Annotated in this window: 13 protein-coding genes and 2 riboswitches; of the genes, 8 read left to right on the forward strand and 5 right to left on the reverse strand. The window is 36.6% G+C overall.

Annotated elements, in window-relative coordinates; genetic code table 11:
• Nucleotides 1–24 precede the first annotated feature (24 nt).
• The 4 genes from rpmG to glcK all read left to right on the forward strand — a co-directional run bounded on the left by rpmG (nt 25) and on the right by glcK (nt 2,164).
• Nucleotides 25–174 (forward strand): 50S ribosomal protein L33, encoded by a 150-nt coding sequence (rpmG, locus tag RBB48_RS02070; RefSeq protein WP_001265616.1) that lies wholly within the window; start codon nt 25–27, stop codon nt 172–174.
• 104 nt (nt 175–278) lie between these two features.
• Nucleotides 279–857, forward strand: coding sequence for a 5-formyltetrahydrofolate cyclo-ligase (locus RBB48_RS02075; protein WP_088064416.1), 579 nt, complete (start codon nt 279–281; stop codon nt 855–857).
• Nucleotides 858–960: 103 nt separating this feature from the next.
• Nucleotides 961–1,161: a YqgQ family protein gene (locus RBB48_RS02080; protein ID WP_000253699.1), complete on the forward strand. Its 201-nt coding sequence runs from the start codon at nt 961–963 to the stop codon at nt 1,159–1,161.
• A gap of 19 nt (nt 1,162–1,180) precedes the next feature.
• Nucleotides 1,181–2,164, forward strand: coding sequence for a glucokinase (gene glcK / locus RBB48_RS02085; protein WP_306007349.1), 984 nt, complete (start codon nt 1,181–1,183; stop codon nt 2,162–2,164).
• Between the two features lie 80 nt (nt 2,165–2,244).
• Here glcK and RBB48_RS02090 read toward each other — a convergent pair whose 3' ends face one another.
• Nucleotides 2,245–2,418 (reverse strand): DUF2759 domain-containing protein, encoded by a 174-nt coding sequence (locus RBB48_RS02090; protein ID WP_000524847.1) that lies wholly within the window; start codon nt 2,416–2,418, stop codon nt 2,245–2,247.
• Between the two features lie 170 nt (nt 2,419–2,588).
• On the opposite strand from RBB48_RS02090, the gene RBB48_RS02095 reads away from it, so the two are divergent.
• Nucleotides 2,589–3,218, forward strand: a complete 630-nt coding sequence (locus RBB48_RS02095) for an MBL fold metallo-hydrolase (RefSeq protein WP_000871244.1) — start codon at nt 2,589–2,591, stop codon at nt 3,216–3,218.
• Nucleotides 3,219–3,227: 9 nt separating this feature from the next.
• A complete protein-coding gene (locus RBB48_RS02100) occupies nt 3,228–4,340 on the forward strand; it encodes a class I SAM-dependent methyltransferase (protein ID WP_088064414.1) in 1,113 nt (370 codons plus the stop codon).
• A 151-nt stretch (nt 4,341–4,491) separates the two neighbouring features.
• Here RBB48_RS02100 and RBB48_RS02105 read toward each other — a convergent pair whose 3' ends face one another.
• From RBB48_RS02105 to metI, 4 genes are all read right to left on the reverse strand, one after another.
• Nucleotides 4,492–4,782 (reverse strand): ArsR/SmtB family transcription factor, encoded by a 291-nt coding sequence (locus RBB48_RS02105; protein ID WP_000894375.1) that lies wholly within the window; start codon nt 4,780–4,782, stop codon nt 4,492–4,494.
• A gap of 433 nt (nt 4,783–5,215) precedes the next feature.
• Nucleotides 5,216–5,728 carry a cysteine hydrolase family protein gene (locus tag RBB48_RS02110; protein WP_088064413.1) on the reverse strand — a complete coding sequence of 171 codons (513 nt, stop codon included), beginning with the start codon at nt 5,726–5,728 and terminating at the stop codon, nt 5,216–5,218.
• A gap of 161 nt (nt 5,729–5,889) precedes the next feature.
• On the reverse strand, nt 5,890–7,053 hold the full coding sequence (gene metC, locus RBB48_RS02115; RefSeq protein WP_088064412.1) for a cystathionine beta-lyase: 1,164 nt from the start codon (nt 7,051–7,053) through the stop codon (nt 5,890–5,892).
• Nucleotides 7,050–8,162 (reverse strand): cystathionine gamma-synthase/O-acetylhomoserine thiolyase, encoded by a 1,113-nt coding sequence (gene metI, locus RBB48_RS02120; protein WP_088064411.1) that lies wholly within the window; start codon nt 8,160–8,162, stop codon nt 7,050–7,052. The genes metC and metI overlap by 4 nt, the downstream gene beginning before the upstream one ends.
• Nucleotides 8,163–8,321: 159 nt before the next feature.
• Nucleotides 8,322–8,431, reverse strand: a riboswitch (SAM riboswitch).
• 204 nt (nt 8,432–8,635) lie between these two features.
• Nucleotides 8,636–8,745: riboswitch (SAM riboswitch) on the forward strand.
• Nucleotides 8,746–8,815: 70 nt separating this feature from the next.
• On the opposite strand from metI, the gene RBB48_RS02125 reads away from it, so the two are divergent.
• Complete coding sequence (locus RBB48_RS02125; protein WP_088064410.1) at nt 8,816–10,648, forward strand: bifunctional homocysteine S-methyltransferase/methylenetetrahydrofolate reductase; 1,833 nt, start codon at nt 8,816–8,818, stop codon at nt 10,646–10,648.
• Nucleotides 10,648–14,046 carry a methionine synthase gene (gene metH / locus RBB48_RS02130; RefSeq protein WP_306007350.1) on the forward strand — a complete coding sequence of 1,133 codons (3,399 nt, stop codon included), beginning with the start codon at nt 10,648–10,650 and terminating at the stop codon, nt 14,044–14,046. The genes RBB48_RS02125 and metH overlap by 1 nt, the downstream gene beginning before the upstream one ends.
• Nucleotides 14,047–14,064: the final 18 nt, after the last annotated feature.

A 14,064-nucleotide genomic window follows, 5' to 3' on the forward strand; every position in this document is an offset into this window, starting at 1 on the left:
TTATTAGTACTGGAGGGAATAAGAATGCGTGTGAATATTACTCTAGCATGTACAGAATGCGGAGATCGTAACTATATCTCAAAGAAAAACAAACGTAACAACGCTGAGCGTATCGAGCTTAAAAAGTATTGCAAGCGTGACAAGAAGTCTACGTTACACCGTGAAACAAAGTAAGCAGTAGGAATATTTTCCTACTGTTTCTTTTTTTATTCGATTCCTCTGTTAAAAGTGATACACTATCATCGTAGAGCAAAGTATCACTGTGAGGGGGAAAGTGTGTGAGAGAAGAGAAAGTACGTTTACGTAAACAAATAATAGAGCACATGAATTCTTTATCAGAAGAACGGTATACAACTTTATCAGAGCAAATTGCATTTTCGTTGTATGCGCAAAAAGAGTGGGCTGAAGCTAAAACAATTGGAATCACTCTCTCAATGGAAAATGAAGTGAATACATATGCTATTATCGAAAAAGCTTGGGAAGAAGGAAAGAAAGTTGTTGTTCCAAAGTGTAACAAAGGAACACGAACAATGTCTTTCCGGCAAATTAGTAATTTTGATCAATTAGAAATAGTGTATATGAATTTACGTGAACCAATTCCAGCGCGTACGGAAGAAGTGAATGCAGATGACATTGATCTTCAAATCGTGCCAGGCGTAGCTTATACAGAGCGAGGAGAACGGATTGGATATGGCGGTGGGTATTATGATCGTTATCTCGTGCATTATAAAGGGAAAACGCTATCATTAGCTTATAGTTTTCAAATAGTAGAACATATTCCAGTAGAGCCGTTTGATAAAAACGTAGAAAAAATTATTACAGAAAAAGGAACAGTGGTTAAAAATGGGCTTGTATAGACAAATAAAAATTGACGAGACTTTTTCTTCTTGATTATAATAAAATATGTGAACGTTTTCTTATTATAATTTTTTATAGTAAGTGAGCATAGAGGGTGATAAAATGGTATCTATTTATGATATTCAGCAATTGCTAAAGAAATTTGGTACGATTATTTATACGGGTGATCGAATTGCAGATTTACAATTAATGCAAGATGAATTGCGTGAATTAAATCAATCACAGTTAATCGATCCACAAGACTATCAAACAGCTTTATTTTTATTGAAGCAAGAAATTCAAAAAGAGCTAAATAAGAATTAGATAAAGGTAGGTAAGCAACATGGAAGAGAAATGGTTAGTTGGGGTTGACCTTGGTGGTACAACAATTAAATTAGCATTTATTAATGTGTACGGTGAAATTTTACATAAGTGGGAAATCCCTACGAATACAAATGAGCAAGGAAAACATATTACGCTTGATGTAGCGAAAGCTATTGATAAAAAGTTAGAAGAGTTAGGTGAATTGAAAAGCAAGTTAATCGGTATTGGTATGGGAGCTCCTGGTCCTGTACACGTGGCGTCTGGAATGATTTATGAAGCGGTCAATTTAGGATGGAAAAACTATCCGTTAAAAGATTTATTAGAAGTAGAAACAGGATTACCTGTTGTTATTGATAATGATGCAAACTTAGCAGCACTTGGTGAAATGTGGAAAGGTGCTGGTGAAGGAGCAAAAGATTTAATCTGTATGACACTTGGCACTGGTGTTGGTGGTGGTGTAATCGCCAATGGTGAGATTGTACACGGCGTAAGCGGAGCTGCTGGTGAGATTGGACATATTACAGTAGTTACAGAGAATGCTTTCCCATGTAATTGCGGGAAGTCTGGTTGCTTAGAAACTGTAGCATCTGCAACGGGTATTGTGCGTGTTGCTATGCAAAAAATACAAGAGACTAATAAAGAGAGTGTTCTACGTTCTATGTTAGCAGAAGAAGGGCGTATTACATCAAAAGATGTGTTTGAAGCACTTGGACAAGGTGACGAGCTAGCAGGCGAAGTAGTAGAAAAAGTAGCTTCTTATTTAGGGTTAGCTGTAGCGAACCTTGCTAGTACGTTGAACCCAGAGAAAATTGTTATTGGCGGGGGCGTGTCTAAAGCTGGAGATGCACTATTAGAGCCAACTCAACGTTATTTCGAGCAATATGCTTTCTCACGTGCTGTAAAGAGCACAAAGTTAGCGATTGCAATACTTGGTAATGATGCAGGTGTTATCGGAGGAGCTTGGCTTGTAAAAAAGCACAAATACGAAGCGAAGATGGTATAAGTTGTGAAATATGAAAAGAGGAAGGGGAAACCCTTCCTCTTTTTGTGTGAAATCTTGATGAAGAATAACATGTAAATGAATTAAGCTGCTGGTGGGTACCCGTTATATAGAACAGTCATGATCGTAAACCATCCGAAAACGAGTACAGTTGCAATTGCAAAGCCGCCCGCGAATAAGTTTTTTTCGCGAAGAGTTCTAAGCGTAGCGAATACAGCTAACAGAGTGACTAGCGCAAAAATAATAACAAGGCCCATACAATATCCTCCTCTGTCTACCCATTCCTCAATATGAGTTTTTAGAATATTAACTCTTTTATATTGTACATGTTTTAAAAATGATTGTCGAGATAGCATCCTTTCTTTTCCTAAGAGAAAAAAATGTTGTATCATTGAAAGTAAGTTTAATAATTGGAGGAGATTTTCATATGAAATGGATACAAATGCCGTTAGGCCCATTACAAACGAATGCTTATATTTTAACGAATGATCAAAATGAGTGTATTATCTTTGATCCTGGTCACGAAGGAGAGAAGCTCGTTACATATTTACAAGAAGAACAATTAAAGCCACTTGCTGTTTTATTAACACATGCTCACTTTGATCATATTGGTGCTGTTGACGCGGTAAGAGACGCTTTTCATATTCCTGTGTACGTACATAAAGAAGAAGCAGATTGGTTAGGCGATGCAACTGTAAATGGCTCTCAAATTTTTATGATGAATCGCAGTATTACAGCAAAACCAGCAGATCATATTATTGATGCAGAAGGTGCATTAGCAATTGGTTCATTTAATTTTGAGATTTTTGAGACGCCAGGACATTCTCCAGGCAGTATTTCTTATTATTGTAAAGAGGCGAATGCTGTATTTTCTGGTGATGTATTGTTCCAAATGAGCATCGGAAGAACAGATTTACCCGGTGGAAGTTTTGCTGAATTGATTGGAAGTATTGAAGAAAAATTATTTGTATTACCAGATGAAACAGCGGTGCTATGTGGACATGGTCCAGAAACAAGCATTGGTTTTGAAAAAGAAAATAATCCATTTTTACAGTAAGGAGCTAGTATGGAGATGGAGCTCATTTTAAAAGAATGGATGGAGAAAGAGAAGGATTATTCAATTTCATATAGTACGTATATGAACCTCGTATTGTACACAGAGGGACATGGCTATTATATGAAGGAACGTGAAAAAATTGGAAGACAAGGGGATTTTTTTACAAGTAGCAACGTATCCTCTGTTTTTGCAAAAACATTTGTTAAATTTTTTATTCGTCTTGTTGAAAATGGTGAAGTTGCTCCGAATATTTGTGAGATTGGTGGGGGAACAGGAAGGTTTGCCTATGATGTTTTACAAGAGTGGAAGCAAGTATCTCCAGAAACCTTTATTGATTTAAACTATTCAATGATTGAAATGAGCCCTTTTCATAGAAACTTACAGCAGAAAAATCTTTGTTCGTTTTCTAATGTGTCGTATTATACGTCGCATAGTGAAATGGGAGAATCGTTCGAAGGGATTCTTTTTTCGAATGAGTTATTTGATGCATTTCCTGTTGAAGTAATTGAGAAGAGAAATGGAATATTGTATGAAGTACGTGTTACGTACACAGAGGAAGGGAAACTCGCAGAAGTATGTAGACCGCTACAGAAAAGTATTGGTCGATACTTATTGAAATATAATATTCATCTTGCTGAAGGTCAGCGTTTTGAAGTGCCACTTGCGATGGAAGAATATATAGAAGAAATTGCGAAATGGTTTCAACGAGGTGTATGTATTACCGTTGATTATGGATACACAAAAGAAGAATGGATGCATCCTGCACATCAAGAAGGAAGTTTACGAGGATATTACGAGCATAAGTTAATCCGTAATCCTTTAGCGCATCCAGGTGAAATGGATCTTACTACTCATATTCATTGGGACGAGCTGAAAGAGATGTTTAGCCTGCAAGGCATGAATATAGTATGGCATAAGAAGCAATCTGAGTTTTTGTTAGCAGCAGGAATATTAGATCAGCTTACGGGTCACCAAGATCGAAATCCTTTTTCTGAAACTCAAAAACAAAATCGTGCAGTTCGTTCTATGATTTTGAGCGGAGGATTAGGGAGTGCATTTGATGTTGTGATACATACGAAACATATGCAACAGTTACACTTGGATCAGTATTTAAAAATATAAAAAAACAAGACACAGCATATTTCTGTGTCTTGTTTTTTAATACGACTTTTTAATTATGTAGCATCATATATTTTCTCTCATGATATATATTTATATTAAAGATATGAGATGAAAAATATAAAATACGCCCTTTTTCTCTGTTTATGAGCTCTTAACCTAATAATACGCGAACGAGTTGAATGATTGTCTCGTTTTCTACTTTGTAATAAATTTCTAATCCTTTTCTTTCACTGGAAACGATTTTAGCACTTTTTAATTTTGCTAAATGCTGTGAAATTGTAGATTGTGGCATATTTAAGCCAGTGTACATTGTAGAAACGTTGCTTGGACCACGTTCAATTAATCCTTTTACAATACATAAGCGAACAGGATGAGCAAGTACTTTCAATAATTCTGCATTGCTTTCATATAGTTCTATTTCTTTTTGAAAGGTTTCTAACATGTTCTTTTCCACCTCCGTGTGAGCTGTTATACCATACTATACATACCAAAAAATTAAAGAAAAGAAAACAGTTGTTGCAGAAAAAAAGTCCTAAAGTAAAGAAATTGTAAGAAAAGAGACCCTGATGTAAATAAAGTAGATAAATTTGCATGGTTTTGTAAAATGACATTTTTGGGTGAAAATTTTAATGCGTTTTAAAAATTGAAAGATATAGATATATTTGTAACACAATTTTATCATGATTTTCTTATTCTTTCAAATGAATATACAAAATTTTTAAAATAATAAGAAAAAGGAATTATAATGTTATATATAGAATATAAAACAGGTTAAAAGAAAAGAAGCTGAATGTAGTCAGCTTCTTTATGGTGATAACAAAATATTTGAGTATAGCTGATAAATTTTAGAATTACCAAGACATTAGTTATATATTCTAGATTTCATCTTTTATCAGCTTTAAAAATCTGCAGTTCCATATATTTTCATAAAAATCAATTGTCTCTTTTGCGGACATAAATGGATTATTTAACGTAGAGGTTGCTTTCTGTACCATGAAGTTTTCGTATTCTAGTCCATGGGAAAATTTAATCGTAGCATCCATACAGTACTCTGTTTGGGCACCACAAAATTCAATACGGTGTACAGATAATTGTTCTAAAATCTCTTTCAAGTTTGTTTTATAAAATGAATTGGCATGTGTTTTTCTTACAAAAAAATCTTGTTCCTGAACATCTAGATCAGCATGAATAGCCCAAAGTTCTTTTTCGGGTACTAAATCATCATCACAATGTTGAATAAAAATGATTGGTTTATTTGATTTTCTGTATGAAGAAATTCTTTTATTTACTTTTGTAAGTAAATTTTGTAAATCGAATAAATGCTCTTCGCTATAACATACTCCATTTTGTAAATCGATAACGATTAAAACATCTGCACAAGTATCCATTATTTTTGCCCCTTTTTTACTTCTTAATATATCAATTAATTCATTATTTAGAAATAGATGGTGCTCTTTCGTTTTTTTATGAACTATACGAAAAGTAAAAAATATACTTAATGGCATAAAACAGAAGATATGAAAAATTAATTTCATATCTTCTGTTCGTTCTATGCATTGACAGGTTCTTCTACATAAGAAAGGGCATTTTCAAAATCGGATATTAAATCGTCAACATTTTCAAGGCCGACAGATAACCGAAGTAATGAATTAGAAATCCCTCTTTCATCACGAGCTTCTTGCGACAGTGCTGCATGTGACATTTTAGCTGGGTAGGAAAGAATCGATTCGACAGCTCCTAAACTCACTGCAAAGACAGGTAATTTTACTTTTGATAAAAATTGGCGGAGTGCGTCTTCTGATTGTAAAGTGAAAGATAGGACAGCTCCGGCTGATGTAGCTTGAGATTGTTGAATATCAAATCCAAGATGTGTTTGTAAGCCAGGATAATAGACATTTTTAACTTTAGTGTGCTCTTGTAAATAATGTGCAATTTTATTGGCGTTTGCAGCTGAATGCTCAAGACGTACATGCAATGTTTTTAGACCGCGAAGTACTAGAGAACAATCTTGAGGACCTAAAATAGCGCCGAATGCATTTTGTAAAAATCCAAGTTTTTGAGCGAGTTCGGCATCTTTTACAACCGCTAATCCGGCAGTAACATCACTATGACCGGCAATGAATTTTGTGGCACTATGAAGAACGACATCGGCACCAAGATCAAGTGGTTTCTGGAATAGTGGTGTCAAAAATGTATTATCAACAAAAGTAAGGGCGTCAATAGATTTTGCAAGTTTAGAAACAGCACAAATATCTGTCACTTTTAAAAGTGGATTAGAGGGTGTTTCCACATAAAAGAGTTTTGTGTTTGGCTTAATGTTTTGCTTTATTTCTTCTACATTTGTCATATCAACAAATGTATGTGACACACCGTAACGGGAGAGCACTTCAGTTATAATTCGGTAAGTTCCTCCATATACGTCTTCTGAAATGAGTACGTGATCGCCTTGTGAAAGAAGGAGGAATGCAGTAGAAATCGCTGCAATTCCTGATGCGAAGGCAAATCCCTTTGTTCCTCCTTCTAATAAAGCAATGATATCTTCAAGAGCTTCACGAGTTGGATTACCAGAGCGACTATAGTCATATTTTCCGAACGTATCTACATCAAACTGGTGGAATGTTGATGTATTATAGATGGGAACGTTAACAGCTCCTGTTTGTGAGTCATGTTTATATTGGTTGTGCAGTAAGAGTGTATCTATAGAATAACTCATATTCTTACACCTTCTTTTACAAGTTTAATGGCTTGCTTTAAGTCTTGAATTAAATCGTTACTATTTTCAATGCCAACGGAAAATCGCAGAAGACGATTACATACACCGTTTGCTGTTCTGATTTCTTCAGGAATATCAGCGTGTGTTTGCGTTGCTGGATACGTCATTAAACTTTCAACACCACCAAGACTTTCAGCAAATGTAATTAAGGATAAAGATTGTAAGAATGGATTAATCCATGTTTCATCTTTCAGACGAAATGAGATCATGCCACCTCTTCCAGGATAAAATACATCTGTCACCCCGTCTTCATCATTTAAATAAGCAACAACTGCTTTTGCATTTTCTTCATGTTGTCTCATGCGAAGCGCTAACGTTTTCATACCACGAATTAATAGCCATGAGTCAAATGGACTTAAGACCGCACCAGAGGCATTATGATAATGAGCGATTTCCTCACAAAGTTCCTTTCCTTTTGCAACGACAAGTCCGCTTAGGACATCGTTATGTCCCCCTAAATATTTCGTTGCGCTATGAAGTACAATGTTGGCACCTTCTGTTAATGGCTGCTGTATATAAGGCGTATAGAATGTGTTGTCTACAATAAGAAGTAGTCCGTGTCTTTTCGCTACAGTTGCGACAGCGGCAATATCAGTAACTTGCATTAACGGATTAGTTGGAGTTTCTATGAAAATAGCTTTCGTTTCAGTTGTGATAGCTTGCTCAATTTGTTTAATAGATTGTGTATTTACGTATCTACATCGAACATTCCACTTTTTTTCGTGCTCAGAAAATAATCGATAAGTGCCCCCGTATAAATCTTCGGATACAATAAGTTCGTCTCCAGAACGGAATAGGGAGAGGACGAGGAGAACAGCTGCCATCCCTGAACTACAGGCATAACCTTGTTCACCATATTCTAAGTCTGCGATTGCCTGCTCTAAAAGACCACGAGTTGGATTGCCAGTTCGTGAATAGTCAAAGCCAGTAGAGTTACCAATTCCTTCATGACGATAAGCAGTTGAAAAATAAACAGGTGGGTTAACAGTTCCTGTTGTAGTTTCGCTCCGGTTTCCGATTTGTGCTAGTTTTGTTTCAATAGTTGACATGTGAAAATTCCTCCTTTTTAAATTAACAATTAAGTGAATGTAAAGTGAAACTTTAATCAGTGAGGGGGGCATCCCCCACTGATTATTAGCTCTCACCAATCGGGGTAAAATAAAAAAAGCCTTCTAAAGAAGAAGGCTTTCGGTTTGAATAGAGTCTTCTTCTCATCTGTCAAATCTTTCACAATTTGCTGGAATTAGCACCTTATTAACAAATGTTAATGGTTGCTGAGGCGTCATAGGGCCAGTCCCTCTACCTCTCTAGATAAGAATGTTCGTATGAAATTTTTATTATGTTTTTAACTTTACAACAAAAGATAATTGAATTGCAACTTTATTTTAAATAATTTTTATTTTTCCGCAAGTGTCATTGACTTTTGCATTTGTGCATGCTAAATTTATTAAAAAATTAACAAACATTGTTAAAAGGGGAACGTATTTCCTTTTAGCTACATAAATAAAATAATAAAGACAAACTCTTATTGAGAGCGGTGGAGGGAAAGGCCCTGTGAAACCCAGCAACCTTCAAACGAAATGTTTGAAACGGTGCTAATACCTGCAAAACGAATGTTTTGCATAATAAGAGGAGGAACAATTATGTCCCCCTCTTCAAAGTGAAGAGGGGGTTTTTATATTGATAGAAATGAGGGAGATTTGTGAAATTACTAGATTTATTATCAAAAGGAATTGTAATAGGTGATGGTGCGGTTGGGACGTTATTACATTCACATGGTTTGCAAAGTAGTTTTGAAGAATTGAATATATCTGATCCAGATTTAATTATATCGATTCATAAGCAATATGTAGCTGCTGGGGCTGATGTGATTCAAACAAATACGTACGGAGCAAATGAAGCGAAATTACGTATTTATGGTTTAGAAAATCAAGTTACTGAAATTAATAGAGCCGCAGTAAAACTGGCGAAAGCATCTGTTACAGACAGAAATGCAATTTTAGGAACAATTGGTGGTATGAAACATATCGGAGCTGTTACGACAACTGATATGGAAAGAGAATTTATGTTACTGGAACAGGCAAGTGCATTACTAGAAGAACAGGTTGATGGACTGCTATTAGAAACTTTCTATGATGAGTTTGAATTACTTCATGCTGTTCAGGTGTTACGAAAACAAACGAATATTCCAATTGTAGCTCAATTAGCATTGCATGAGGCAGGTACAACTCAAAATGGAAATGATGTAAATGAAATATTAAAACAGCTTTTAGATTACGGTGCAAATGTCGTTGGATTGAACTGTCAACTAGGGCCACTTCACATGACGGAAGCTTTTAAAATGATATCGATTCCGCAAAATGGCTACTTGTCAGCATATCCGAATGCAGGTCTCCCAAATTATGTGGAGGGACGTTACGTATATGAGGGAAGTCCAGCTTATTTCGAAGCGATGACACCGAAATTTATTGAGCAAGGTATTCGGTTATTAGGTGGTTGTTGTGGCACGACTCCAGAACATATTGAAAGTATGAAACGTGCAATTGCAAATGTTACACCTGTAATAGAAAAGGATACGATTCAAAGACCGAAAGTAGTTCATACACACGAGAAACGTTCAAAAGCTCATGTCACATTAGCAGAGAAAGCAAAAAAACAAACGACAGTAGTAGTGGAATTAGATCCACCGAAAACGTTAGATACGCAGCGATTTTTTGAAGGCGCAAGAGCATTGAAAAGAGCTGGGGCAGATGCTATTACTCTAGCAGATAATTCATTAGCATCGCCTCGCATCTCGAATATGGCAATGGGGGCATTATTAACGAAGCACGATATTCCGGTATTGACGCACTTAACGTGTAGAGACCATAACGTCATCGGACTACAATCTCATTTACTAGGCCTATCAGCGTTAGGTATGGAAGAGGTGTTAGCTTTAACTGGGGATCCAGCACGCGTTGGTGATTTTCCAGGTGCCACTTCTGTATATGATTTGTCCTCTATTGAGCTCATTAAAATGATTAAAGAAATGAACGACGGGCGCTCGATTTTAGGGAAATCAATTGGTCCAGCAACAAGGTTTTCAGTGGGAGGTGCGTTTAATCCGCATGTAAGACATTTAAAAGCAGCGGTTAAGCGAATGGAACGGAAAATAGATGCTGGAGCGGAATATTTCTTAACTCAGCCAATTTATGATATCGCGTTAATTGAAGAAGTGTATGAAGCGACAAAGCATTTGGAACAACCTATTTTTATTGGGATTATGCCATTAATAAGTAAAAGGAATGCAGATTTCCTTCATTTTGAGGTACCGGGTATTACTCTACCTGAAGAAATAAGGGAGAGAATGGATGGACATGAAACGAAAGAGGCAGCAATTGAAGAAGGGATTCGCATTTCACAAGAATTGATCGATGCGGCGATGAAATATTTTAACGGCATTTATCTTATTACACCATTTCTAAAATATGAAATTACAGAACATCTTGTTAAATATGTGAGAGAAAAGCAAGAAGTGAAAGAAGGTATTAATTGATGAAATGTATAGAAGAAAAATTACAAAATAACATCTTAATATTAGATGGTGCAATGGGAACAATGATCCAGCAAGAGGACTTAACTGCGGAAGATTTCGGAGGAGAAGAGTACGAAGGTTGTAATGAATATTTAGTAGAAACAAGGCCTGATGTCATTTTAAAGATTCATAAAGCTTATATTGAAGCTGGAGCAGATATTATTGAAACAAATACATTTGGGGCGACAAACATTGTATTAAGTGATTATGAGTTGTCTCATTTAGATGAGGAATTAAATGAGAAGGCAGCACGTTTAGCGAAGCAAGCGGTCAAAGCAAGCGGGAAGGAAGTATATGTTGCGGGAGCAATGGGACCAACAACGAAAGCGATTAGTGTTACAGGTGGTGTGACGTTTGAAGAATTAATTGAAGCCTATACACGGCAGGCTAGAGGCTTATTGAATGGCGACGTAGATGTATTACTCGTTGAGACGAGTCAAGATATGCGTAACGTGAAGGCTGCTTATATTGGAATTCAAGCAGCTTTTGATGAGCTAAATAAAATTGTACCTATTATGATTTCAGGAACGATTGAACCGATGGGAACGACTCTGGCCGGGCAAACAATTGAGGCTTTTTACTTATCAGTAGAACATATGAAGCCATTATCTGTTGGATTAAACTGTGCGACCGGTCCGGAGTTTATGAGAGACCATATTCGTTCACTATCTGAGTTGTCGGAGTGTTACATTTCTTGTTATCCAAATGCAGGTCTTCCTGATGAAGATGGACATTATCATGAATCTCCATCTTCTCTCGCTGAAAAAGTGAAGCGATTTGCTGAAGAAGGATGGGTTAATATTATCGGTGGTTGTTGTGGCACAACACCAGAACATATAAAAGCAATAAAATCCGCGTTAGCTTCTCTTAATCCACGTGAACACCACGAAAGAGCTGGACACGGGGTTAGTGGATTAGAGGCACTTCAATATGATGACTCTATGAGACCATTATTTGTTGGTGAAAGAACAAACGTTATTGGGTCACGTAAATTTAAACGATTAGTAGCAGAAGGGAAATTTGAAGAGGCTGCTGAAGTCGCAAGAGCGCAAGTGAAGAAAAATGCTCATATTATTGATATTTGTATGGCAGATCCTGATCGCGATGAAATAGAAGATATGGAAAACTTCTTGGCAGAAGTTACGAAAGTGTTAAAAGTACCAATTATGATTGATTCAACAGATGAAAATGTGATGGAGCGAGCTCTTACTTATATTCAAGGAAAAGCTGTTATTAATTCAATTAATTTAGAAGATGGAGAAGAACGATTTAAAAAAGTGACGCCGCTTCTTCGGAAATATGGTGCTGCTATTGTTGTAGGAACAATTGATGAAGATGGTATGGCGGTTAGTGCAGAACGAAAACTCGAAATCGCGAAAAGAAGTTATGAGTTATTGACGACGAAATATGGTATACGCCCGTCAGATATTATTTTTGATGCACTTGTATTTCCTGTAGGTACAGGTGATGAAGAATATATTGGTTCAGCGGCAGCGACGATAGAAGGAATTCGCCTTATTAAAGAAGCCTTGCCAGAGTGTTTAACGATTTTAGGTGTAAGTAACATATCTTTTGGTTTACCACCAGCTGGCCGAGAAGTATTAAATTCCGTCTTTTTATACCATGCAACGAAAGCAGGATTAGATTACGCAATTGTGAATACGGAAAAATTAGAACGGTATGCGTCAATTCCAGAGGAAGAAAAACGTCTTGCTGATGCACTACTTTTTGAAACGACGCAAGAGACGTTAGAAGAATTTACAAATTTTTATCGCGCGGCAAAAAAGAAAGATGTCGTTACCCAAGAAACATTAACTCTTGATGAAAGGCTGGCAAATTACATTGTAGAAGGTACGAAACAAGGACTACAAGAAGATTTAAGCCTTGCACTTACAGAAGGAAGAAAACCTTTGGATATTATTAATGGCCCACTTATGACAGGAATGGATGAGGTGGGACGATTATTTAATAATAATGAGCTTATCGTTGCCGAAGTATTGCAAAGTGCTGAAAGTATGAAAGCTGCCGTAAGCTATTTAGAGCCACATATGGAATCTAGCGAGAGTGCGAAAAAGGGGAAAGTATTATTAGCAACTGTTAAAGGTGACGTACATGATATTGGGAAAAACCTCGTTGAAATTATTTTATCGAATAACGGATATGAGATTATTAATTTAGGAATCAATGTTCGTTCGGATCGAATTGTTCAAGAAGTACAAGAAAAGAAGCCTGACATTATTGGTCTTTCTGGTTTATTAGTAAAATCAGCGCAACAAATGGTAACGACTGCTGAAGATTTAAAAGCTGCAAATATTGATGTTCCAATCGTTGTAGGCGGGGCAGCGTTAACGAGAAAATTTACAGAAAATCGTATTTCACCATCATATAAAGGGCTCGTATGTTATGCGAGTGATGCGATGACTGGTCTTGATATTATTAATAAGCTTCAAAAAAAAGAAGAGCGTGAGAAGATGAAACAAGATAAAAAAGAGCGTCATCTTCATATCGTAAAAAAAGAGGAGAAGAAAGTAGAAATTCCAGCAGTAATTGAGCCATTAGCGAAGGCAGAGGTTATGATACCTGATTCAACAAAACGAATTGTATTACGTGATATTCCAGTTGCACATCTCGCTCCATTTTTAAATAGACAAATGCTACTTGGACATCACCTTGGATTAAAGGGAAATGTGAAGAAGCTTTTGCGAGAGGGAGATAAGAGAGCACACGAATTAAATGATTTAATAGATGAATTATTGCAGGAAGGACAATTTTGGTTAAAACCGAAAGCGGTGTATCAATTTTTCCCAGCGCAAAGTGACGGACAAAACATTGTAATATATGATCCAGAAGATCATACGCGTGTTATAGAGCGTTTCACATTCCCAAGACAAGGAAAAGCACCATATCGTACTTTAGGTGATTATTTACGACCAGTTGGAGATGAGATGGACTATGTTGCTTTCCTATCTGTTACGGTTGGGGAAGGCGTTCGGGACATTGCTGAAGAGTGGAAGGCGAAGGGTGATTATTTACGCAGCCATGCGATCCAATCGTTAGCGCTTGAACTAGCAGAAGGTCTTGCTGAAAAAACACATATGCTCATTCGTGATCGCTGGGGTATTCCAGATTCACTAGAACTGACGATGGAAGAACGTTTCCGTACGAAATATAGAGGGATACGAGTGTCTTTCGGTTATCCAGCATGTCCAGAACTTGCGGATCAAGAAAAGTTATTTCGCCTTATTCATCCAGAAGAAATAGGTATTTCATTAACAGAAGGATTTATGATGGAGCCAGAAGCATCTGTGACGGCTATGGTATTTTCTCACCCTGAGGCAAGATATTTTAGTGTATTATAGTGTAGAAGGGGGAGACGT

The sequence above is a fragment of the Bacillus sp. MMSF_3353 genome (genome assembly GCF_030733445.1).
In the GTDB taxonomy this organism is placed as follows: Bacteria; Bacillota; Bacilli; order Bacillales; family Bacillaceae_G; genus Bacillus_A; species Bacillus_A wiedmannii.

Coding starts and splice junctions, on each gene's coding strand:
- RBB48_RS02090 (WP_000524847.1), bottom strand. CDS start 2,418: ATGGGCCTTGTTATTATTTTTGCGCTAGTCACTCTGTTAGCTGTATTC.
- metI (WP_088064411.1), bottom strand. CDS start 8,162: ATGTCAACTATTGAAACAAAACTAGCACAAATCGGAAACCGGAGCGAA.
- RBB48_RS02095 (WP_000871244.1), top strand. CDS start 2,589: ATGAAATGGATACAAATGCCGTTAGGCCCATTACAAACGAATGCTTAT.
- rpmG (WP_001265616.1), top strand. CDS start 25: ATGCGTGTGAATATTACTCTAGCATGTACAGAATGCGGAGATCGTAAC.
- metC (WP_088064412.1), bottom strand. CDS start 7,053: ATGAGTTATTCTATAGATACACTCTTACTGCACAACCAATATAAACAT.
- RBB48_RS02105 (WP_000894375.1), bottom strand. CDS start 4,782: ATGTTAGAAACCTTTCAAAAAGAAATAGAACTATATGAAAGCAATGCA.
- RBB48_RS02100 (WP_088064414.1), top strand. CDS start 3,228: ATGGAGATGGAGCTCATTTTAAAAGAATGGATGGAGAAAGAGAAGGAT.
- RBB48_RS02080 (WP_000253699.1), top strand. CDS start 961: ATGGTATCTATTTATGATATTCAGCAATTGCTAAAGAAATTTGGTACG.
- glcK (WP_306007349.1), top strand. CDS start 1,181: ATGGAAGAGAAATGGTTAGTTGGGGTTGACCTTGGTGGTACAACAATT.
- metH (WP_306007350.1), top strand. CDS start 10,648: ATGAAATGTATAGAAGAAAAATTACAAAATAACATCTTAATATTAGAT.
- RBB48_RS02110 (WP_088064413.1), bottom strand. CDS start 5,728: ATGGATACTTGTGCAGATGTTTTAATCGTTATCGATTTACAAAATGGA.